19 protein-coding genes are annotated in these 20968 nt (G+C 71.0%); 12 read left to right on the plus strand and 7 right to left on the minus strand.

Annotated elements, in window-relative coordinates:
• Positions 1 to 154 precede the first annotated feature (154 nt).
• Positions 155 to 511, minus strand: a complete 357-nt coding sequence (locus GV790_RS22495; protein ID WP_175585976.1) for a nuclear transport factor 2 family protein — start codon at positions 509 to 511, stop codon at positions 155 to 157.
• A 320-nt stretch (positions 512 to 831) separates the two neighbouring features.
• On the opposite strand from GV790_RS22495, the gene GV790_RS22500 reads away from it, so the two are divergent.
• Positions 832 to 1302 carry a hypothetical protein gene (locus GV790_RS22500; protein WP_163815759.1) on the plus strand — a complete coding sequence of 157 codons (471 nt, stop codon included), beginning with the start codon at positions 832 to 834 and terminating at the stop codon, positions 1300 to 1302.
• Between the two features lie 127 nt (positions 1303 to 1429).
• On the opposite strand, the gene abc-f is transcribed toward GV790_RS22500, so the two are convergent.
• On the minus strand, positions 1430 to 3037 hold the full coding sequence (gene abc-f, locus GV790_RS22505) for a ribosomal protection-like ABC-F family protein (protein ID WP_175585977.1): 1608 nt from the start codon (positions 3035 to 3037) through the stop codon (positions 1430 to 1432).
• A 158-nt stretch (positions 3038 to 3195) separates the two neighbouring features.
• On the opposite strand from abc-f, the gene GV790_RS22510 reads away from it, so the two are divergent.
• Positions 3196 to 3861 (plus strand): TetR/AcrR family transcriptional regulator, encoded by a 666-nt coding sequence (locus GV790_RS22510; protein WP_163815763.1) that lies wholly within the window; start codon positions 3196 to 3198, stop codon positions 3859 to 3861.
• Between the two features lie 170 nt (positions 3862 to 4031).
• Here the strand turns inward: GV790_RS22510 and GV790_RS22515 are convergent, their stop codons facing one another.
• The gene (locus tag GV790_RS22515; RefSeq protein WP_163815765.1) at positions 4032 to 4514 is read right to left on the minus strand and encodes a carboxymuconolactone decarboxylase family protein; all 483 of its coding nucleotides are present in this window, start codon (positions 4512 to 4514) and stop codon (positions 4032 to 4034) included.
• Positions 4515 to 4681: 167 nt separating this feature from the next.
• Between GV790_RS22515 and GV790_RS22520 the strand changes: the two genes are divergently transcribed.
• Together GV790_RS22520 and GV790_RS22525 are read left to right on the plus strand one after the other, a co-directional pair.
• Positions 4682 to 5593, plus strand: coding sequence for an RNA polymerase sigma-70 factor (locus GV790_RS22520; protein WP_163815767.1), 912 nt, complete (start codon positions 4682 to 4684; stop codon positions 5591 to 5593).
• A gap of 97 nt (positions 5594 to 5690) precedes the next feature.
• A complete protein-coding gene (locus GV790_RS22525) occupies positions 5691 to 8405 on the plus strand; it encodes a LuxR family transcriptional regulator (protein ID WP_163815769.1) in 2715 nt (904 codons plus the stop codon).
• A gap of 9 nt (positions 8406 to 8414) precedes the next feature.
• Here GV790_RS22525 and GV790_RS22530 read toward each other — a convergent pair whose 3' ends face one another.
• A complete protein-coding gene (locus tag GV790_RS22530) occupies positions 8415 to 8648 on the minus strand; it encodes a hypothetical protein (protein WP_163815771.1) in 234 nt (77 codons plus the stop codon).
• A 130-nt stretch (positions 8649 to 8778) separates the two neighbouring features.
• On the opposite strand from GV790_RS22530, the gene GV790_RS22535 reads away from it, so the two are divergent.
• Both GV790_RS22535 and ilvA read left to right on the plus strand, forming a co-directional pair.
• Positions 8779 to 9213 (plus strand): nitroreductase family deazaflavin-dependent oxidoreductase, encoded by a 435-nt coding sequence (locus GV790_RS22535; protein WP_163815773.1) that lies wholly within the window; start codon positions 8779 to 8781, stop codon positions 9211 to 9213.
• A 65-nt stretch (positions 9214 to 9278) separates the two neighbouring features.
• Positions 9279 to 10631 carry a threonine ammonia-lyase IlvA gene (ilvA, locus tag GV790_RS22540; protein ID WP_163815775.1) on the plus strand — a complete coding sequence of 451 codons (1353 nt, stop codon included), beginning with the start codon at positions 9279 to 9281 and terminating at the stop codon, positions 10629 to 10631.
• Positions 10632 to 10673: 42 nt separating this feature from the next.
• Here ilvA and treZ read toward each other — a convergent pair whose 3' ends face one another.
• Positions 10674 to 12413 (minus strand): malto-oligosyltrehalose trehalohydrolase, encoded by a 1740-nt coding sequence (treZ, locus tag GV790_RS22545; protein WP_163815777.1) that lies wholly within the window; start codon positions 12411 to 12413, stop codon positions 10674 to 10676.
• An 85-nt stretch (positions 12414 to 12498) separates the two neighbouring features.
• Here treZ and GV790_RS22550 point away from each other — a divergent pair, with 85 nt between their 5' ends.
• The 3 genes from GV790_RS22550 to GV790_RS22560 all read left to right on the plus strand — a co-directional run bounded on the left by GV790_RS22550 (position 12499) and on the right by GV790_RS22560 (position 15054).
• The gene (locus GV790_RS22550; RefSeq protein ID WP_163815779.1) at positions 12499 to 13113 is read left to right on the plus strand and encodes a class I SAM-dependent methyltransferase; all 615 of its coding nucleotides are present in this window, start codon (positions 12499 to 12501) and stop codon (positions 13111 to 13113) included.
• A 75-nt stretch (positions 13114 to 13188) separates the two neighbouring features.
• Positions 13189 to 13761 (plus strand): TetR/AcrR family transcriptional regulator, encoded by a 573-nt coding sequence (locus tag GV790_RS22555; RefSeq protein WP_163815781.1) that lies wholly within the window; start codon positions 13189 to 13191, stop codon positions 13759 to 13761.
• An 84-nt stretch (positions 13762 to 13845) separates the two neighbouring features.
• A complete protein-coding gene (locus tag GV790_RS22560) occupies positions 13846 to 15054 on the plus strand; it encodes a Cmx/CmrA family chloramphenicol efflux MFS transporter (protein WP_280212684.1) in 1209 nt (402 codons plus the stop codon).
• Positions 15055 to 15099: 45 nt separating this feature from the next.
• Here the strand turns inward: GV790_RS22560 and GV790_RS22565 are convergent, their stop codons facing one another.
• Positions 15100 to 17694 carry a helix-turn-helix transcriptional regulator gene (locus GV790_RS22565; RefSeq protein ID WP_163815783.1) on the minus strand — a complete coding sequence of 865 codons (2595 nt, stop codon included), beginning with the start codon at positions 17692 to 17694 and terminating at the stop codon, positions 15100 to 15102.
• A 164-nt stretch (positions 17695 to 17858) separates the two neighbouring features.
• Between GV790_RS22565 and GV790_RS22570 the strand changes: the two genes are divergently transcribed.
• The 3 genes from GV790_RS22570 (at position 17859) to GV790_RS22580 (ending at position 19549) form a co-directional block, all read left to right on the plus strand.
• Positions 17859 to 18095 (plus strand): hypothetical protein, encoded by a 237-nt coding sequence (locus tag GV790_RS22570; RefSeq protein ID WP_163815785.1) that lies wholly within the window; start codon positions 17859 to 17861, stop codon positions 18093 to 18095.
• Positions 18092 to 18262, plus strand: a complete 171-nt coding sequence (locus GV790_RS22575) for a hypothetical protein (protein ID WP_163815787.1) — start codon at positions 18092 to 18094, stop codon at positions 18260 to 18262. Before GV790_RS22570 ends, GV790_RS22575 begins: the two co-directional genes overlap by 4 nt.
• 84 nt (positions 18263 to 18346) lie before the next feature.
• Positions 18347 to 19549 carry a styrene monooxygenase/indole monooxygenase family protein gene (locus tag GV790_RS22580; RefSeq protein ID WP_163815789.1) on the plus strand — a complete coding sequence of 401 codons (1203 nt, stop codon included), beginning with the start codon at positions 18347 to 18349 and terminating at the stop codon, positions 19547 to 19549.
• Positions 19550 to 19568: 19 nt separating this feature from the next.
• Here the strand turns inward: GV790_RS22580 and GV790_RS22585 are convergent, their stop codons facing one another.
• The gene (locus GV790_RS22585) at positions 19569 to 20816 is read right to left on the minus strand and encodes a cytochrome P450 (protein ID WP_163815791.1); all 1248 of its coding nucleotides are present in this window, start codon (positions 20814 to 20816) and stop codon (positions 19569 to 19571) included.
• Positions 20817 to 20968 lie beyond the last annotated feature (152 nt).

Raw genomic sequence — 20968 nt, forward strand, 5'->3', positions numbered from 1 at the left:
GGCGGCGATGGACCCGTTGGGGTCCTCGTCCACCGGCTCGCCGGTCTTGCGGTCGATGGTGACCCGGTCGATCTCGGCGGTGAGCAGGGTGGACACGTAGCCGGGGGCGGTGGTGGTCATGATGACTCCTGGAGGTTTCGGAAGGTGGTCGAGGTCAGGCGGCGGTGGGGACCTTGTCGAGGAAGCCGTAGACGCCGGCGATGCGGCCGTCGGCGATGATCGCGACGTCGAACCCGACGATGACGGCGGGCCCGTCGACGGGGCCGAGTTCCCAGGTGAAGCGCACCTGATCGTGGTGGCCGTCGACGGGGCCGGCCGGGCGGAACACCCAGCCGGGGAACTGTGCCTGCACGCCGGCGATGGCGGCGCACAGCTGCGCATGGCCGGCGACCGACACCAGCGGGTCGACGTAGGTGGCGTCGGGGGTGAAGACGCGCTCGACGGCGGCCACGCGGGCCTGCTCGTCGGTGGTGTTCCAGGCTTCCAGGTACTGCGCGACGAGAGTGTTCATCGAGTCCTCCATAACGTTCTGATCTGCGGTTTCTCCGCTCGATCCGGTGCTGAGAACTACGTTATGGGCGGGCAGGGGGTCGCCGAATCAGTCACCTATAAGTACTTTCCGACGGCATTACCCAAGCCAGGCGCTCGCGTGTCCGCTCCCACCGGGACGCCGGCACGACACCGCACTCTCCGCCCGGCGACTCGACCGGCTCCACAGGCCGGTGGCCTGCTCCGACAAGCCGGTGGGACGCGCGCTCCGGCACTGTAGTGTTCGTTGCCGAGAGCCCGGCACGTGGAACCGGCCGGGCGGGCGGAAAGAGGACCATCCCAGTGGATTTCGGCAACAACGACGAGGCGGCGACCGAGTACACGCCGTACCCCACGGGAGCGCACGGCGCGCCGGACGCCTGGCCGTCATCGTATGACGCTGTGCCGCAGCAAGGTCCGCGCACCATGCCGACGCCGGTGCGAGCGGCTCAGATCCTTTCCTGGGTGTTCGGTGCGGTGGGCGCCGGGCTGATTGCGGTGGCGGTGGCCGCCGACAACTGGGAGCTGGTCGGCGCGCTCATCGGGGGTTATCTGCCCGCCGTCTTTCTCGTGATCCTGGCGTTCGGTTTCGGGGTGAACGGGAACGGCGTGCGGGTATCCGCGATCGTCGCCGCCTGCCTCGGCATGTTGCTCGGCCTCGGCGCGGTGACACAGGGACTTCCGCCCGGTCTCCTCGGCGTCGGCATGTGCCTGGCGATTGTGATCCTGCTGTCGCAGCGCAGCGCGGCGGACTGGTTCCAGCGGCCGCAGTGAGTTCGCGTGCACAACCCCGCTCCGGGGAAACCCTCGCTCCGAGGACGGCCGCGTAGCAGGCTGCGACCTCCGAGGTCGGCGAAGGGCAGCCGTGCTCGCGCGGCCATTGCCCGGCGCTCGGCCGTGCTCATACGACCGCAGGCACGGCACCCAGCTCGAGGCGTGCGCCGCGCCAGCGCTGACGCAGCCGCCGGTCATGGCTGACGATCACCAGCGCGCCGGGATAGTCGGCAAGCGCCGCCTCCAATTCCTCGACGAGCCCGGGTGAGAGGTGGTTGGTGGGCTCGTCGAGCAGCAGCGCGTCGGTCGGCTCGCTCACCAGGCGGGCCAGCGCGAGGCGTTGGCGTTGTCCGGTGGACAGTTCGGCGACGCGGGCGGTGAGCTGGGCGCGGTCGAACAGGCCGAGCGAGAGCAACCCTTCCGCGTGCCGATCCGGTGCGCCGCGGCCGCGGGCGAACGCCGCGAGCAGGGTCTCCCCCGGCCTCGGCGCCGGTGGTTGCTGGGCGAGGTAGCCGATGCGGCCGCGCCGCACGACCGTGCCCGCATCCGGGGCGAGTTCACCGGCGAGTACCCGCAGCAGAGTGGATTTGCCCGCGCCGTTGGGGCCGGTGATCAGTAGCCGGTCACCGGCGGCGAGGGTCAGGCCGGTCCGGCCGAGGCGGCCCTCGACCAGGACGTCGGTGGCCGCGAGCACCGCGCCGCGGACCGCACCGCCCCGCACGCTCGGCGTGAAGCGCAGCGGTTGCGGGGGCGGCGGCACCGGGTCGTCGAGCAGACGCCGCAGCCGCTCCTCGGCATTGCGGACGCGGCTCGCCAGCGACTGCTGGACGCGGCCGCCCGCCCGGTCGTAGGCCATCTTGTTGTTGTCGCGCATCACCCGTCCCGGCGCGACCCGACGCGCGGTGGTCGCGGCGGCCTCCCGCTGCCGGGCGACGTCACTCTGCCATTGCGCGTAGGACTGCTCCCAGCGCTGCCGGGCCGCCGTCTTCGCGGCGAGGAAACCGCGGTAGCCGTTGCCGTGGCGCACCACCCGGCGGCGGTCGGCGTCGACCTCGAGCAAGCCGGTCGCGACCCGATCCAGGAAAACCCGGTCATGGGAGACCGCCACGGTGGTGCCGCGGCGGGTGCGCAGGTGATCCTCGAGCCAGGTGAGGGCGTCGTCGTCGAGATGGTTGGTCGGCTCGTCGAGCAGCAGCACCTCCGGTGCCGCGGCCAGCAGGGCGGCCAGGCGCAGACGCACCTGTTCGCCGCCGGAGAGGCCGCCGACGGCACGCGAGCGCGACACCAGCGCGAGACCGAGGCCGTGCAACGCCTGTTCGAGGCGGGCGTCGGCGTCGTAGCCGCCGCGCAGTTCGAAGACGGTCATCAGCTCGCCGTATTCGGTCATCGCGGCGTCGTCGCCGGTGGCCATGGCGGATTCGAGCCCGCGCATGCGGTGCTCGATGGCGCGCAGTTCGCTCATGGCACGGTCGACGACCTGCTGGACCGTCAGGTGCGGTGGCAGCTGCTCATCTTGGGCGAGATAGCCCACGCCACCGTCGGAGTGGACGACGATCTCACCCCGGTCGGGGCGCTCGACCCCGGCGAACAGGCGCAACAGGGTGGATTTGCCCGACCCGTTCTCGCCGATGATGCCGGTGCGCTCACCCGCGCCGAGCGAGCAGCTGATCTCGTCGAGAACGACGCGCCCGTGGAAGGACTTGGTGACCGCCAGCGCGGTGATCTGAGTTGGCATGCACACACTCCGAAGCATTCGAGGTCGAGGCGGCCGTGACGGACCGCTGGGACGGGTGAACACTTCGAATGAGCATCGGCAAGTACCTCACTAGTGCGACAACTGTCGTAATAGGATGACAGCCCAGACCCGTTCCGTCAAGCATCGGATGACCGACGATGAACTCCGCACCGGACAACGATCCGCCCACCAGCACTCCCCGGCCCCGGCCCGGCGGCCGGACCGCCCGTATCCGCACCCAGGTCCTCGAGGCCGTGCACGCCGAGCTGACCGAACACGGCTATGACGCGATCACCATCGACACCGTCGCCGCCCGCGCCGGGGTCCATCGCGCGACGGTGTACCGGCGCTGGCGCGATGTGGGCGGCTTGATCGCCGATGTGTTCGCCGCCGCGGCCGATGTCGACTGGCAGCCCCGCGACACCGGCTCGCTACGCGGGGATCTCGCCGCGCTCAACGAGGAGATCCAGGCGTCACTGACCGAACAGCCCTCGATCGCCGGCGCGCTGATCGCGGTGTCGTTCCGGTCGGAGGAAGCGGCCCGCGCGCTGCGACAACTGTGGGAGCAGCGCTACGGGCAGTCGGAGATCGTCGTCGAACGGGCGGTGGCGCGCGGGGAGATTCCCGCCGGGACCGATGCGCGGGAGCTGCTGATCGCGGCGACGGCGCCGCTGTACCACCGGTTGGTGCTGATGCGGACACCGGCCGATCCGGGGCTGGCCGAGCGGGTCGCGGACAGTGCGGCGCGCGCGGCGGCGGCCGGGGCTTTCGTCGCGCCAGGGGCGAGCGGCCGTGCCGGCGACGATAGGTCGATCCGGCCCTGACCTCCTGTTGCGCGCTGCACTTCGCGTCCGGTCGCAGTACAGTGCTCGGCTGCCTCGTCGTGCGAGGTGTCGACGGGGCTCGAGGCGAGCGGTCGGCGCCTGGGGCCATCGGCGCGCCCATCCCGGAGCTCAACCGGGCCGACCGCGCCCGACGACCCGGCTCGTCGCGCTCAGCTCGCGGCGGCGAACGTGCCCGCCTCGTACGAGCCGCCCTTGGTGCGGGTGATGACCAGCAATCGGTTGGCGGCGTTGATCATGGCGACCAGATACACCATGGCGGCGATCTGATCGTCGTCGAAGTGCTCGCGCACCTGGGCCCAGGTCTGGTCGGACACGCCGTGATTCGCGTCGGCGAGGCGGGTGCCCTCCTCGGCGAAGGCCAGCGCGGCGCGTTCGGCGTCGGTGAACACGGTGGATTCGCGCCAGGCGGCGACCAGGTTGATCCGGACCGCGGGTTCACCGGCGGCGGCGAGCTCCTTGGCGTGCGCGTCGACGCAGTAGCCGCAGCCGTTGATCTGGCTGGCTCGCAACTCCACCAGTTCGATCAGGGATTTCGGCAGCGTCGAGCCCATGATCGCCATGCTGGTGTTGGCGAAACGCTTGCCGATCTTGGCGCCGAGTTCGTTGGCGTTCAGGTCGAAACGGGGTTCCATGGTGTGGTCCTCACTGGTTGTCACTGGATGGGAACGACCATGAGACGAACGACCCCTGGCCCGCGTAACGACACGATCGAGTGACGTGCGCCACTGCCGCAGGGTGTTACGCGAGGGCCGCGTCCGGCGTCTTGTGGGTGACATCCGAGGAGAACAGGAGCGCAGCCATGGCCGCAGCGAGCACACCGGACGCCCACCAGGACGCGGACCCGGCCACCGCCGCCTTCCTCGCGCATCGCAATCTGCTGTTCACCGTCGCCTACGAAATGCTGGGCTCGGCCGCCGACGCCGAAGACGTCCTCCAGGAGACCTGGTTGCGATGGGCGGGCGTCGACCTCGGCGCGGTGCGCGACCAGCGGGCCTACCTGGTGCGCATCACCACCCGGCAATCGCTGGACCGGCTGCGCACGCTCGGTCGGCGCAAAGAGGCCTACGTCGGGCCGTGGCTACCGGAGCCGCTGTTGACCACACCGGACGTGGCCGAGGACGTGGCGCTGGCCGAGAGTGTCTCCATGGCGATGCTGCTGGTGCTGGAGACCCTGGCACCGATCGAACGGGCGGTGTTCGTGCTGCGCGAGGTGTTCGATCTGAGTTACGAGGAGATCGGCGAGGCCGTGGACCGCAGCCCCACGGCCGTGCGCCAGCTCGCCTATCGGGCGCGGGCGCATGTCGCGGCTCGCCGGCCGCGCGGAGCAGTGTCCGACACCGAGACCCGCGGGGCGCTGGCGGCGTTTCAGCACGCGGTCGAGACCGGCGAATTACAGGGCCTGCTCGACATTCTCGCGCCGGAGGTGGTGTTCCTCGGCGACGGCGGCGGGATCGCGCGTGCCGCATCGGCGCCCATCGTGGGAGCCGAGGCGGTGGCCGGACTGCTGGCGGCCGGGCTGGGCAATCTCGCCGCGCGGTCGATGGAGGCGGCGCGGATCAACGGGTATCCGGCGCTGATCCTGCGGCTGGACGGCGAGATCGACACCGTCATCGCGGTGCGCATCGACGACGGGCTGATCACCGGGCTGTACTCGGTGCGTAATCCGGAGAAGCTGTCGCGGGTGCAGCAAGAAGTGAGCTTGCGGCGCTGAGGTCCACCGCGGGACGGCGACGGGCACGTGCGCCGCGCCGCCGAACGGTGAACCCGACTGCGGGCACCGGCGCGACGAGGGACGCTACCGTTGCCCCATGCTGCATGGACGCGAAGCCGAACAAGCCGAGATCGACCGGCTGCTCGATGCGGCGCGGGCCGGGCGCAGCGGGGCACTCGTGTTGCGCGGGGAGGCCGGTATCGGGAAGACAGCGCTGCTGGATTATGCGGCGGCGCAAGGTATTCCGGCGGCGCGCAGCGCGGGCATCGAGTCCGAGGCGGAGCTGCCGTTCGCGGGATTACACATGCTGGTGCGGCCGGGTATGGCGTTGGTGGACCGGCTGCCCGAGCAGCAGCGCGACGCACTGCGCGGTGCGTTCGGGCTGGCGCCGCGCGACCCGGGCGATCGGATGCTGATCGGTCTGGCCGTGCTGACGCTGCTGGCCGAGGAATCCGCGGACGGACCGCTGCTGTGCCTGATCGATGACGCGCACTGGCTCGACCGTGCCACCGCCGAGGCGCTGTTGTTCGCCGCGCGCAGGCTCGACGCCGAGGGTGTGGTGATGCTGTTCGCCACCCGCGCAGGCGCTTCCGACTTTCCGGCGCCGGGCCTTCCCGAACTCCGGTTGACCGGTTTGCGGCAGGAGGACGCCGCCGCCCTGATCGACAGCACCGCACCCGACCTCGCGCCGGTGCTGCGCTACCGGCTGCTCACCGAGGCCGCGGGAAATCCGCTGGCGTTGCTGGAACTGCCCGCACTGCTGGCGGCCGAAGCGCCAGGGGCAGGCCCGAATCCACTGCCGATCACCGACCGGCTGCGGATGGCGTTTCACGGCCAGATCAGCGGGCTGCCGCCGGCCACGTCGACGTTACTGCTGGTGGCGGCCGCCGCGCACACGGCGGAGCTGGCGATGGTGCTGCGGGCGGCCGAAACACTTGGCGCCCGGGTCGGTGATCTGCGGCCGGCCGAGGATGCCGGGCTCGTGCACAGCGACGGGAGCACTCTCGTGTTCCGGCATCCGCTGCTGCGCTCGGCGGTGTACCAGGGCGCGGGACTGAGCCGGCGACTGGAAGCCCATCGCGCGCTCGCCGACGTGTCGACCGCGCCGGAGGATGCCGACCTGCGCGCCTGGCATCTGGCCGCCGCCACGACCGGACCGGAGGAATCCACAGCGGCCGCATTGGAGGCGACTGCCGAACGGGCCCGCGTACGCAGCGGCCACCACGGCGCGGTCGCGGCCTACGAGCGCGCCGCGGATCTGAGTACCGACGCCGAAGCGCGAGTACGCAGGCTGCTGCTCGCCTCCGAAACCGCCGTGGAGGCCGGGCACTTCGACCGGGCCCGGCTACTGGCCGAACGCGCCGCGGCACATGGCTGCGACGAATCGGTGACCGCGCGACTCGACTCGGTGCGCGGCGCCGCCGAATTCGGTGCCGGTCGCCCACGGACCGCACACGAGTTGCTGTCGCGGGCCGCCGACGCCACCGCCGATCCGTCACGGGCCGCACGCATTCTGGCTCAGGCCGTGCACGCCGCCTGGTACGTCGGGGCCGAGGAACTCGCCGAGGTCGCCGGGCGAGTGCGCGCCCTGAGGTTGCCCGCGGCCGACCCGATGGCGCCGATCATCGACTATCTGCTCGCCGCCCTCCTCGACGCCCCGCGGGGATCGGCCCTGCCCTCGACGACCCCGCGAACCGATCTGCGTACCGCGGCGGCGGCCGCGGTACGCAATGGCGCCGACAGCCCGCGCGATCTGGTGCAGATGTGCGGCGCAGGCCTGGTCGTCGGCGCGGATGAGCAAGTGGGTGAACTCGCCAGGACGCTGCTGGCACAGTGCCGCGAACAAGGCCGGATCGCGCTGCTGCCACCGCTGCTGTTCTTCCGCGCCGAAGCCGAACTGTTCCTCGGCAGGCCACGGGAATCACGGATCGCGGCGGCCGAAGGGCTGCGGATCGCCGAGGACATCGGCAATGGCCACTGGGTCAGCCAGCTGTGCGGGTTTCTCGCCTACCTCGGCGCACTCGAAGGTGCCGAGCGCGAATGTGCCGAACTGGTCGGCAAAGCACTGGCCGACGAGCTGGGCGGCCCGGAGGCGGCGGGCGCGACCTGGACGCATGCCGCGCTCGGCCTGCTCGATCTGGGTTTCGGCCGGGTGGACGGTGCGTTGTCGCGGCTGACGGCGCTCACCGTCGAACCGGCGCGTCATCAGGTGATCGGGCTGCGGGTGCTGGCGGATCTGGTGGAGGCGGCGGTGCGCGCCGATGCGGCACAGCAGGCGGCCGACGCCCGCGACAGGCTGACGGCGTGGGCGCAGGCCACCGGCGCCGGCTGGATCGGTGCACTCGACCACCGGGCCCGCGCACTCACCACACCGGATGCGACCGCCGAACACCACTTCCGCGCCGCGCTCGCACCCGTCGGCCACCCCTTCGACACCGCACGCACGCAACTGCTGTTCGGCGAGTGGCTGCGCCGCGACAAACGCAAGACCGAGGCGCGCACCCTGCTCGAATCCGCCGCCGAGACCTTCGATCGGCTCGGGTTCGCGCCATGGGCGCAGCGGGCACACACCGAACTCGCCGCGCTCGGCGTCGGTGCGTCGAGCCGGCCCGCACACGGGCTCGCGGCGAGCTTGACACCGCAGGAACTGCAGATCGTGCGGTTGGCCGCGCAGGGCATGTCGAATCGGGAGATCGCCGCGCAGCTGGTGCTCAGCCCGCGCACGGTCGGCCATCACCTGTACAAGGCGTATCCGAAGCTCGGGGTGGTGTCACGCGGGCAGTTGGCCGAACTGCCGCTTGGGCCGGAGTGAACCGAGCGGCTAGCGCGCGCGGATCAGCCCGGCGATCCACACCAGGCTGCCCACCGCGGCGGCGGCGAGTACCGCGACCTGGGCGGAGCCGACGATCAGGGCGAGCGCCAGCAGCGTCGCCAGACCCGCGGCGAGCGCTTCCAGCTTGTAGACCGGCCAGGCGCTACCCGCAAGGTCGATCGCGGCCGGGCGGGCCGGTAGGGGACGGCTCGCGGCGCGAAGTTCGGGGTAGGACGCGGTCATGTCATCAGGGTATACCGGACAGCAAAGTTAGGGCCAGCGAACTTTTTGTCGCGGGCGCCACAGCCGCCGGTTGCCGGGGCCTTTCGAGGGCGCGGGAACAACGGCACGGTCCCGAACTGTTTCCGCAGTCATGCCACTTACAGGGGAATACGCACCGAGCACCTCCGACTGGGCCCGCAAGCAGGCCGAGACCTACGAGAACTCCGGCGGCGAGAAGGGCACCACGCTCAACGGCGTGCCCGTCGTGCTGCTCACCACCCGCGGCGCGAAAACCGGCAAGCTGCGCAAGACGCCGTTGATGCGGGTCGAGCACGACGGCGAGTACGCGGTCGTCGCCTCGCTGGGCGGGGCGCCCAAACATCCGGTCTGGTACTACAACATCAAGGCCGATCCGCACGTCGAACTGCGCGACGGGACGGTGACCAAGGATTACACCGCCCGCGAGGTCGTCGGCGCGGAGAAGGCGCTGTGGTGGGAGCGCGCGGTCGCGGTCTGGCCCGACTACGCCGAATACCAGAAGAAAACCACCCGCGAGATCCCGGTCTTCGTCCTGACCCCGCGCTGATCGTTTCGCACACTCGCCGACCACCCGCCGCAGCAGCCGCCCGCGGCGGGTGGCACGATATTCGGGTGTCGGATCCGGTCGATGTCCTCGCAGAACTGCCCACCCGTCCGCCGTTGAACGCGGACGAGATCGACGCGGCCGCGAAGCGAATCGCCGACATCATCGAGCCGACCCCGCTGCAACTGTGCCCGCGGTTGTCCCAGCTCACCGGCGCGCAGGTGTACCTCAAGCGCGAAGACCTCACCGTGGTGCGCTCCTACAAACTGCGCGGCGCCTACAACCTGGTGGTCCAGCTCAGCGCGAGCGAACGCGCCGCGGGCGTGGTCACCGCCAGCGCGGGCAACCATGCGCAGGGCGTGGCCTTCGCCTGTAAGGCCATGGGCATCATCGGCCGTATCTACGTGCCGACCACCACGCCGAAGCAGAAGCGCGACCGCATCCGCACCCACGGCGGTGAGTTCGTGGAATTGATCGCGGTCGGCGAGACCTACGATGCCGCCGCGGCGGCCGCCGCCGCCGATGTGGCGCGCACCGGCGCGACGATGGTGCCGCCGTTCGACGACACGCGCACCGCCGCCGGGCAGGGCACCATCGCCGCGGAGATCCTGGAACAGCTCGGCCGCACCCCGGACCTGGTGGTCGTTCCGGTGGGTGGCGGCGGCTGCCTCGCCGGCATCGGCACCTACCTGCGTGAGCGGTCTCCGCAGACCGCGATCCTCGGCGTCGAACCGGCGGGCGCGGCCTCGATGACGGCGGCGCTGGTGGCCGGTGGCCCGGTAACCCTGCCCGAGATCGACCCGTTCGTCGACGGCGCGGCGGTGCGCCGGATCGGCGATGTGCCGTACGCGGCGGTGTCCGGCTTCGGCGGCCGGGTGGTCACGCACGGTTCGCTGCCGTTGCTGGTGGCGACGGAGTCACCGTCGGGGGCGGGGTCGTTCCGGATGATGCAGGTCGACGAGGGCGCCATCTGCACCGCCATGCTGGACCTGTACCAGAACGAGGGCATCATCGCCGAACCCGCGGGCGCGCTCGCGGTGACCGCGCTGGCCGGGCTCGAGATCGCACCGGGGTCGACTGTGGTGTGCCTGGTGTCCGGCGGCAACAACGACGTCTCCCGCTACGGCGAGGTGATCGAACGGTCCCTGGTGCATCAGGGGCTCAAGCATTACTTCCTGGTGGACTTCCCGCAGGAGCCGGGCGCGCTGCGCCGCTTCCTCGACGAGGTTCTCGGACCCGACGACGACATCACCCTGTTCGAATACGTCAAACGCAACAACCGCGAGACCGGGGCGGCGCTGGTGGGTATCGAACTCGGCGCGCCGGAGGAGCTGGAATCGCTGCTGGCGCGGATCGAGGCCTCGCCGATTCAGTGCGAGCGGCTGGAGCCGGACTCACCGGCCTACCGGTACCTGACCTGAGCTGCCGCGCGCGATCCGAGCGCCGCCGGATCATGCGCTGGTTCAGCGATCCGGAGCACTGCGGCTCGTGTCGAGGACCACGAAGGAATGGCCGCTCAGTCCCGTCATGCCCGCACGCCGGGCCGGTGTGCCCCAGCTGAGCAGTACGGCTCCGGCCGCGGGCACCGTCACCTGGTCGGCGGACAGATTGCACGCCAGGGCCAGCGCGCCGCGGCGGATGACGATCCAGCCGGCGTCCTCGTCGTAGTCGATAGCGCCGTCGCACGCCCACCCGTCGGTGATCTCCGGACGGCTGCGGCGCAGGGCGATCAGCGCGCGATAGCAGTCGAGCAGCCGGGCGTGGGTGGGCATGCCGAGTTCGGTCCAGTCCAGCGTCGAGCGTGCGAAGGTCGCCGGATCCTGCGGATCCGGGACGTCGTCGGTGGACCAGCCGTGTTCGGCGAACTCGGCCCGCCGCCCGGCGGCGGTGGCCGCGCCGACCTCGGGATCGGTGTGCGAGGTGAAGAACTGGAACGGCGTGCTCGCACCCCACTCCTCCCCCATGAACAGCATCGGCGTGTACGGCGAGAACAGCACCAGCGCCGCCTTCACCGCGAGCTGACCGTCGGACAGGTAGGCGCCGGGACGGTCGCCGAGCGCGCGGTTGCCGATCTGATCGTGGGTGCAGGTGTAGGCCAGTAGCGCCGAGGCGGGTAGCGCGGCACGGTCCAGCGGGCGGCCGTGGGTGCGGCCGCGGAAGGTGGAATACGTTGCGGCATGGAAGAACCCGTGCGCCCAGGTCCGCGCCAGGCACGCCAGGGAGCCGAAATCGACGTAGTAGCCCTGCCGTTCACCCGAGACGGCGGCGTGGATGGCGTGGTGCAGGTCGTCGTTCCACTGCCCGGCCAGGCCGTGACCGCCTGCCGCGCGCGGGGTGATCAGTCGTGGATCGTTGAGGTCGCTCTCGGCGATCAAGGTCAGCGGACGGCCCAGGTATGCGGCCAGGCGCTCGGTTTCGGCGGCCAGTTGGGTGAGCAGGTGGGTGGCGGTGGTGTCGGCCAGCGCGTGCACCGCGTCCAGGCGCAGGGCGTCGATGTGGAAGTCGCGGAACCAGCGCAACGCGTTGTCGATGAGGTAGCGACGCACCTCGTCCGATCCCTGGCCGTCCAGATTCAGCCGCTGCCCCCAGGTGTTGCGCTGCTCGGTCAGATAGGGGCCGAAGCGCGGCAGGTAATTGCCCACCGGGCCGAGATGGTTGTAGACCACATCCAGTGCCACGGCCAGACCGCGCGCGTGGCAGGCCCGCACGAAGCGGCGCAGCCCGTCCGGCCCGCCGTACGGCTCGTGCACCGCGTACCAGAGCACTCCGTCGTAGCCCCAGTTGCGCGGACCGTCGAAGGCATTGACCGGCATCAGCTCCACCACGGTCACCCCGAGGCGCACCAGATGATCGAGACGTTCGATCGCGGCATCGAAGGTGCCCTCGGCCGTGAAGGTGCCGATGTGCAGTTCGTAGAACACCGCGCCGGCGAGCGGCCTGCCGGTCCAGTCGGTGTCTCGGGCCTCGGGGTCCATGCGGTGCAGTGCCGAGCGGGCGTGGACACCCTCGGGCTGACGCGGTGAGCGCGGATCGGGCAGCACGACCGGGTCGTCGTCGAGCAGGTAGCCGTAGCGGGCGGCCGGTGCGGCGGCCACATCCGCGCGCCACCAGCCGCCGGGCGCGCGCGTCATCGGGTGGACGACGCCGTCGACGTCCAGGCGCACCAGCTCCGGCGTCGGCGCCCACACCTCGAATACGGTCACCGCGCCAGCATCGCACGGCCCGCCGCCCCCGGGCAGCCCGGCGCGGCACTGGTGTGCCGGTGTGGTTGCTGACACAGTGGAGGCCGTGGGTATCTACAACGATCAGGTCGTCCCCCGGCTCGTCGAGGTCGCGTGCGGCATCAAGGCCAATGACAAGCTGCGCGCGCAGGTGTGTGGCGGGCTGTCCGGCCGGGTGGTCGAGATCGGGTTCGGATCGGGTCTGAACGTGCCGTTCTATCCGCAGGCGGTGCGGTCGGTGAGCGCGGTGGAACCGGCCGACCTCGGCTGGAAACTCGCCGGGAAACGCGTGGCCGCGGCGACGGTGCCGATCGAACGCGCCGGGTTGGACGGCCAGTCACTGCCCTTCGCCGACAACAGTTTCGACGCGGCGGTCTCCACCTGGACCATGTGCACCATCCCCGATATCGACGCCGCGCTGGCAGAAGTGCGCCGGGTGCTGGTGCCCGGCGGCACGCTGCATTTCGTCGAGCACGGGCTCGCACCGGACGCGAAGGTGCAGGCCTGGCAGCACCGGCTCAATCCGATCCAGAACGCGGTCGCCGGTGGTTGCAATCTGAACCGCGATATCCGCGGGCTGATCGAGCGCGCCGGGTTCGAGATCCGCGATGTCGACGTCTTCTACGGCGGGTGGCCGAAGTTCATGGTGGCGCAGACGATCGGGGTCGCGGTCTCGCCCTAGCGCGCCGGGCACCGTCTGTACCGCTGCCGCCCGCAACATTTGTATTGATCGGTCCAAAACTGCTACGGTTGCCCCATGGCGCGACCACGAGGCTTCGACGAGGACGCGGCGGTCGACGCGGCGATGCGCGCGTTCTGGTCCGCGGGGTACGAGGCCACCTCCACCCAGGATCTCTGCGCGGCGACCGGGCTGGGCCGCAGCAGCATCTACAACACCTTCACCAGCAAGCACGACCTGTTCGAGCGCGCGCTCGACCGCTATATGGCAGTCAAGAACGCCGCCACCGAGCAGGTACTCGACGCCGACACCCCGGCGCTGGAGAAGCTGCGAACCCTGCTGTGGCGCGTCGTCGACGCCCCCGACGACGATCCGATTGGCTGTCTGGTGGTGAATTCGACCGTCGAGCTCGGCCCCCGCGACGCGGAGGTGGCCGCGAAACTTCGCGCCGATCAACGGTATCGGCTCGAGCTGCTCACCGCCGTCATCGAACGCGGGCAGCGCGACGGTGAGATCGGCCGCGACAAGGACGCCCGCACCCTCGCCCTGTTCGTGATCGCCACCATCGGCGGGCTCCAGGTGGCGGCGCGCGGCGGGGCCGATCGAGCCGAACGCGCGGCCATCGCCACCACCGCGCTCGACGCCCTGTAACCCCCACATCCCAGCGGCTTTCGACCCGACCTTTGTGCTGCCCACATTTTGGACCGATCAATTCAAAACAATGGAAGGTTTCCCGTGCCCGTAGCCATCTACATCCTGGGTCTCTCGATCTTCGCCCAGGGCACCTCAGAGCTCATGCTCGCCGGATTGCTCACCGAGATGTCGGCCGACCTCGGTGTCTCGGTTCCCCGTGCGGGACTGCTGATCTCGGCCTTCGCCCTCGGCATGCTCGCGGGTGCGCCGGTTCTGGCCGTGCTGACCCTGCGCTGGTCGCGGCGCACCGCCCTGCTGGTGTTCCTCGCGGTCTTCATCGCCGCGCATATCGTCGGCGCGCTGGCCACCGACTACTGGGTGGTGTTCGGCACCCGCGTCGTCGCGGCCTTCGTCTACGCCGGGTTCTGGGCGGTCGCGGCCGCCACCGCCATCGGACTGGTGCCGGAGAACATGCGCGGGCGGGCGATGAGCGTGGTAGCGGGCGGCTTGACCGTGGCCACGGTGGTCGGACTGCCCCTCGGCACCGTCATCGGGCAGCATTTCGGCTGGCGGGCCGCCTTCTGGGCGGTCGCGATCCTGTCCGCGCCGGCCATGATCGGGGTACTGGCGAAGGTCCCCGGCGGGCGTCCCGCCCGGACCCCGCGGGTGCGCAGCGAACTCGCCGCCATGGTCCGGCCCCGGCTGTGGTTGTCCTACGCCATGACGGCCGTGGCGACCGGTGCGCTGCTGGTGACCTTCTCCTATCTGGGCGCCATGCTCACCGAGACCACCCGGCTGGACGAGTCCTGGGTGCCTGCGGTCCTGGCCGGATACGGTGCCGGCGCGTTGCTCGGCATCGTCGTCGGCGGCCGGGTGGCCGACCGGTACCCGATGCGCACGCTCACCGTCGGCGTCACCGGGTTGATCGTCACCTCGGCGCTGATCGCAGTGGCCGCCGCCCATATCGCGCCGATGGTGGTGCTCGCACTAGCGTTGGGCGCGTTCGGGTTCGGCACCAACCCGGTGCTGAACTCCCGGGTGTTCGCCCTCGCCCCCGAGGCGCCGACGATGGCGGCGGCGGTGAACACCTCGGCGTTCAATGTCGGGATCACCGCGGGACCGTGGCTGGGCGGGCTGGCGCTCACCGCCGGGTTCGGTTATCCGGCGACGGCGTGGATCGGCGCGGCGCTGGGAGTGCTGGCATTGGGGTTGGTGGGCTGCGTGGCGGCGGTGCAGCGGCGCGAGGTCACCGCCCGGCTCGGCAAGCAGGTGCGCACGCCCGCTGTGGAACAGGCACCGGTCCGCGTCTGATACGCGCCGCACGACGCCGCGCCCGGGTAACCGTCCGGGCGCGGCTCAGGTGCCCGGCGGCCGCGGCTCCCGTTTCCGTGGGGTGCCGGGGCGCCGCGCCGCCTCCTCGGCGACGGTGGCGCGGTGCTCGGCGGGCACCAGGGCGATGATGTCGTCGCGGGAGCCGATGGTGAGCTTCTGGAAGATCGCGGCCATCTGCGCGTCGACGGTCTTGAACGAGCTCCCGCGGCGGGCGGCGATCGCGGTATTGGTCCAGCCCGCCGCGGCCAGCGTCGCCACATCCTGTTCGGCCGCCGACAACTCCTGCCAGCGGGTCGGCCGGTGCCGCCGGACCGGATGCCGCACCGGCAGCGCGTCCAGCGACAGCGTGCCGAGAGCCAGCTGGGCCACCTCGTCGAGTTCCGGGCGCAGCATCGCGCCCTCGCGTTCGGCGGCGGTGAACGCGGCCTCACCGAGCACCGCGCGCGCGGCCCGCGCGGCCTGCTCGGTCTCCAGCCGGAAGGGGCCGAGGTCGCGCAGCTCGACGCCGAGCCGCCGCCGCAGGGTGGCAGCACCACCGAGAATCCGCGCGATCTCCAACGCCCAGTCTCGCTGTGGCGCAGCCGATCCCCGCGATGCCGCGGTTGAGGATGTCTGCGCGTCGGTGATCTTGCGCGCCAGCACCCACGAGTACATGTGCACCGCCCACACCACGCCCCATCGGTCGCGCATGGCGAGCTGGTTGGCGAGGGTGGTGCGCACGGTGGTCAGCGCCGTCTCCGTCTCGCTGTTCTTGATCAGGGCGAGCGCCCAGGCGAGTTCGGCCCAGGAGATCTCCCAGCCGGCCCCGGACCGGCGGGCCGCGTCGAGGTGGCGGCGAGCGGATGCATGGGCCTGCGCGGGCTCGCCGGTGAACCCGGTGGCGAGGATCTCGAACATTTCGCTCATCGACGCCGCACCAGGGTCGCCGGCGGCGAGGAACTTGCGGCGGGCCCGCTCGAGCACCTCGATCGCACGGACGTCGTTGTGTACGAGCATCAGCTGGTTGCCCCAGGTGAATTCGACCGGTGCGGGCAATCCGAGATCGCGGCCGGGGTCGCGGTGCGCGCGCGCCACGGCATCGGGACCCAGGCAGGACGCGATGCATTCGTCGAGCAGACGCTGCGCGTCGGCGGGAATGCCCTGGCACAGGCTGATCCAGCCGATCATGGCCAGCGCCGTCACCTGCAATTCGACCGGCTGCGGGTCGAGGTCGCGGGTGGCGGCCAGCGCCCGCTCGGCCAGATGCCGCGACTCGCGCAGCGAACCCTTGAAGAACGGCACCCGGACAGCGATCAGCCCGACCACGATCTCCAGGCCGATCGCGGCCTCACCGGGGGTGGCGAGCGCGGTGTCGATCGCGCACAGCAGGTTGTCCCAGCCGGCGCGGGCCCAATCCAGTACCTGCTGCTCGCCGGGCCCGAGCCACTGCTCGCGCGCCTGCACGACCTTGTCGCGGTAGTAGCGGCGGTGGCGGGCGCTGAACCGAGCCGCCTGCTCACCATCGCGTTCGCGCAGCCGCTGCTGGGCGAACACCCGGAAACTCTCCAGCAGCGAATACCGCACCGCGTCGGCGGTCAGGTGCACCGAGACCAGTGATTGGTCGACCAGCCGCTCCAGCAGGCCCTCGACCTCCGCGCGGGCGATACCGTCGGGGCTCGCGTCGGAGTCGTCGTCGGAGCAGACCGCTTCGATGGCCTCGAGGTCGGCGCCGATATCGCGTGCGCCGGTATCGCCGGGGTCGGCGTCGTAGCCAGCGGCGAATACCGACAGCCGCTCGAACAGCAGCCGCTCCTTGTCGTGGCACAGGTCATAGGACCAGGCGATGACATCGCGAATGCCCTGATGCCTGCCGTCGGTGCCGACCCGGTGCCCCGGCGACCAACCCAACCTACGGTCGGAGGCCTCACCGGTGAGGTCGCGCAGGATCATCGACAGCGGTTGTTTGCGCAGCCGGGCCGCGGCCAGCTGGATCGACAGCGGATGGTTGTGCACCCGGCGGCAGATCTCCTCGGCCGCTCGGCGATCCGCGTCGCTCGCGACGGTGTGCCCGGTGAGCTCGGCCCGGCCGCAGAACAGCGTCAACGCCTGCTCCGGGGTCAGCGAGCCCACCGGCACCAGGTGCTCGTCGACCCATCCGATGGCCTCACGGCTGGTCGATACGACGGTGAGGCCGGGCACCGCGCCGATCAGATCCGCGATGACGCTGCCCGCACCGTCGAGGACGTGCTCGCAGTTGTCCATCACCAGAATCGTTTGCAGTGTGCGCCCGACGGCATCAGTGCGCGCGAGGGTGTCGACGAGCGCGTCCCAGGCCGGACGCCCGGAGAAATCGTCGTGCACCAGCGCCTGGGCCAGTTCCTCCTCGACCGCGTCGGCGTCGGCGTCGCGGGACAACCGGGCCAGCCGGACCCAGTGCACCGGCACCCGCTTGGCCTTGTGGAATCGGTGTACCGCCTCGGTGGCCAGCCTGGTCTTGCCGATACCACCCGCGCCGATCAAGGTGATGAGCCGGGCCGAGCCCAGCAGCAGGGTGCCGATCCGCTCCAGTTCCCGCTCGCGGCCGATGAAATCGCTGGTGGTCGCTGGCGGAGCACCGGTGCGCGGAGATCTGGCCGTCACAGTGGTGCAGCATAGCGGCCGCGCCCGGCACGCACGCCCGATAGCGACCACGGATGCGCGAAACCTACCTATAGGCGCAGGCTCGTGGGTCTACTTGCCGCCCAAGGCATCCGGCGGTGCCCGGGACGAACGGCACGAATACGACAGTGTCAGGACAGTGTCAGATGACGCCTCTGCGGGACAACCATGACCACGCGGCGGATCAGGGCGCCCCATGCCAGGACCCGTGCCGGATTCGCGTGCGCTTCGCCGATCCGCCCATCGAATTGAACTATCAGGACGATCGCGGCGTCGCCCAGCGCTTCGCCGCCGCGGCCGCGGCCGCCGGGGTGGTGGTGACGATCGACCATCACCTGCAATACGGCCTGCCCGCGCTGCCGTGCCGGCGGTTGTGGACATGACGACCAGCGACCCGGGCCGGGACCGGCCGCGCCCGGACGACCGGTGGCGCCCGGCGGCCTACTGCACGGCGTTGGCCTCGGGCGCCGCGGGTGCGGTGCCCGCGGCGATCCGGTGGGCGGCCACGCATCCGCCGCGACGCGACGACGGCCGGGCAGACGAACGGTGACGCATCGGCTACCGATGCCGCACGCCTACCTATCCGCCGAGCATTTGCCCGGTAACCACGATTCGATTCCGGAAGGATCCGCAGATGGCACAGATTCAGGTGATCGGCGCCGGCGAGTGCGGCCTGCCGTTGGCGCTACGGCTGCTGCGCGGCGGGCATGAGCTCACCCTGGTCACCGACCGCGACGCCGATGCGGTGCTGGCGGGCACCGTGACCAGCACCCAGGTCAAGTTCGCGCGGACCGTTGCGCTCGAATCGGCGGCCGGGCTCGACCACTGGGCCTCGACCGCCCCCGCCATCGCGGGCATCCGGTTCACCATGGCCGTCGATCGCACGGCGGTCGCCGGCTGGGCCGGGCGGTTCACCACCGGACCGGCCCGCAGCGTCGACCAGCGCACCGTCTTCGCACGCTGGCTCGGCGATGTCGAGGCCGAGGGCGGACGGGTCGAGATCGCCGATCTGCCACTGACCGAACTCGACCGCCGAGCCGGGGCTCAGGACCTCACCGTGGTCGCCCGCGCCTCGCGGGAACTGGCCGCGTGCTTCCCCGCCGACACCACGCTCACCCTGCCGAACCAGCCCGTGCGCAGGCTGGCCGCGCTGTATCTGGACGGCGTCGAGCCCGACCCCGAGGGCCTCGGCATGTACGTCGCGCTGCCCGGACTCGGTGAAGTGGTCTCCACGGCCGCACTGACCGGCGCGCCGGGCCGGGAACGGCGCTGCCACACCCTGATGTTCGAGGCGCATCCTGGCGGCGGCCTGGACGTATTCGATGCGGCAGGCACCCCGGCCGAGCGGCTGCGCACCGCGCTCGACCTGCTCGACCGGCACTTCCCGGCAGCTCTGGCCGCGCGTTTCCGTGACGCCGAACTGACCGACGCCGGCGCGACGATCGCCGGCGCGGTGATCCCGGCGCTGCGTCATCCGGTCGGCACGCTGCCCTCCGGGCAGCCGGTGCTCGGCGGCGGCGATGTCGTCTGCCGGATGGATCCCGGTGGCGCCCAAGGCGCCAACAGCGCCGCCCAGTGCGCCGCCTATTACGCCGCGGCGGTGCTCGACAGCCCCGGCGACGGCTTCGACGCGACGTGGATGGCCGCGGCGGCCAAGCCCTGGCTCACCGATATCGCCCGACCGGCCGCGCTGTGGACGATGACCCTGCTGGACCCGCCCGCCGCATTGCAAAAGCTCATGGACGCCGCCCAGTACGACTCCAGGCTGGCCGACCTGTTCGCCGAGACCTTCATCGTCCCGGCGAATATGTCGCAGCTGGCCGCGGCCCTGTCCTGAGCCCTCGGCCGGTCGGCTGTCACGAAGGGGATGCGGGAAAGACGACCGGCAGCGCGGCCAGGGCCCGATGGAAAGGCCCTGGCCGCCAGGACAATTCCGGCACCGGTACGGCCAGCCGCAGCTCGGGCAGCGCGTCGAGCAACTGGTCGACGGCATCCTGCGCGATCAGGGACGCCACATCCCTGGCCGGACAGGCATGCGGGCCCGCGCCCCATGCCAGATGCGACCGGTTGCCGGTGACCGGACCCGCGCCGATCTCGGGATCGTTGTTGCACGCGGCGAGCCCGATCACCACCGGCTGGTCGGCGGGCAGCCAGGTGTTGTCGATCAGGACGGGCTGGCGCGGATAGGTGACGCTGAAGTTGGCCATCGGCGGATCGTGGAACAGCACCTCGTCGAGGGCGTCGCGGGTGGAGAGGCTGCCGTCGAGCATGCTGCCGGCGAAGCGTTCGTCGGTGAGCATCAGCAGCAGCGAGTTGGTGATCAGGTTCAGCGTCGGCTCGGTGCCCGCGCCATAGAGGATGCCGAGCTGATGGATGAGCTCCTCGTCGGTGAACGCCGCCGGATGCGCGATCAGCCGGGAGGTGATGTCGTCGCCGGGTTCGGCGCGCTTGTCTTCGATCAGCCGCAGCATCGCCGCGGCCAGCCGCAGATCTGCCTGTGCGGTGTCGACGCCCTCGAAGATGGCCGCGGTGGCCGTCGCGATCTCGTTGCCGATCTCCGGCGGGCACCCCAGCAGCGCGTTGATCGCCTGGAACGCCAGCGGCGCGGCGTAGTCGTGCAGCAGATCGGCGGCGCCGGTGCCGCGGAACGTATCGATCAGCGCGATCGCGATCCGTTCCACCGTGTCGTGCAGCCGGTGCAGATCGACACCGTCGATGCCCGCGGTGGCCGCGCGCCGGTAGCGCTCGTGCTCGACGCCCGCGCTGCGCAGAGCGTTGGGCCGCCAGGCCAGGATCGGCAACACCGGGCAGCCGGGATCGATACGCCGCTGCCAGGCGCGCGGATCGGCCGGGAAATGGTCCGGATCGTGCAGGATCCGCACCGCGACCCGATAGCCGACCACCAGCGTCGCCGGCACCCCCGGCGCCAGCTCCACCGGCACGATCGACCCGTATCGGTCGCGCATCTCCCGGTAGGCCCGGTGTGGATCGGTGGCGAACTCGGGCGTGTAGAGCCGGACCCGGTCGTGATCGGTATGCACCGGTGAGCTGTGATGGGGCACCGGGCACTGTCCGGCACGAAGGGATTCGGGTGGGATGTGCAACGGTGGAGCTCCCCTGATAGACCGGCGTCGAAGCCATGACCGGGCCACACTGCACGGTCGGACGGACCGAGGATGCGCCGATAGGTAGACCGGCGGCATCGGTAGGCGCCGCGGGGGTGTCTCAGGCGCGCCGCGTCCCGTTCGCGACGCGC

It is taken from the genome of Nocardia cyriacigeorgica, from assembly GCF_010858045.1.
GTDB lineage: Bacteria > Actinomycetota > Actinomycetes > Mycobacteriales > Mycobacteriaceae > Nocardia > Nocardia cyriacigeorgica_E.

Bases quoted from the DNA above. Each gene is read 5' to 3' on its own strand.
- GV790_RS22495 (WP_175585976.1), bottom strand. From the start codon at position 511: ATGAACACTCTCGTCGCGCAGTACCTGGAAGCCTGGAACACCACCGAC.
- abc-f (WP_175585977.1), bottom strand. From the start codon at position 3,037: ATGCCAACTCAGATCACCGCGCTGGCGGTCACCAAGTCCTTCCACGGG.
- GV790_RS22510 (WP_163815763.1), top strand. From the start codon at position 3,196: ATGAACTCCGCACCGGACAACGATCCGCCCACCAGCACTCCCCGGCCC.
- GV790_RS22515 (WP_163815765.1), bottom strand. From the start codon at position 4,514: ATGGAACCCCGTTTCGACCTGAACGCCAACGAACTCGGCGCCAAGATC.
- GV790_RS22520 (WP_163815767.1), top strand. From the start codon at position 4,682: ATGGCCGCAGCGAGCACACCGGACGCCCACCAGGACGCGGACCCGGCC.
- GV790_RS22525 (WP_163815769.1), top strand. From the start codon at position 5,691: ATGCTGCATGGACGCGAAGCCGAACAAGCCGAGATCGACCGGCTGCTC.
- GV790_RS22530 (WP_163815771.1), bottom strand. From the start codon at position 8,648: ATGACCGCGTCCTACCCCGAACTTCGCGCCGCGAGCCGTCCCCTACCG.
- GV790_RS22535 (WP_163815773.1), top strand. From the start codon at position 8,779: ATGCCACTTACAGGGGAATACGCACCGAGCACCTCCGACTGGGCCCGC.
- GV790_RS22555 (WP_163815781.1), top strand. From the start codon at position 13,189: ATGGCGCGACCACGAGGCTTCGACGAGGACGCGGCGGTCGACGCGGCG.
- GV790_RS22570 (WP_163815785.1), top strand. From the start codon at position 17,859: ATGACGCCTCTGCGGGACAACCATGACCACGCGGCGGATCAGGGCGCC.
- GV790_RS22575 (WP_163815787.1), top strand. From the start codon at position 18,092: ATGACGACCAGCGACCCGGGCCGGGACCGGCCGCGCCCGGACGACCGG.
- GV790_RS22580 (WP_163815789.1), top strand. From the start codon at position 18,347: ATGGCACAGATTCAGGTGATCGGCGCCGGCGAGTGCGGCCTGCCGTTG.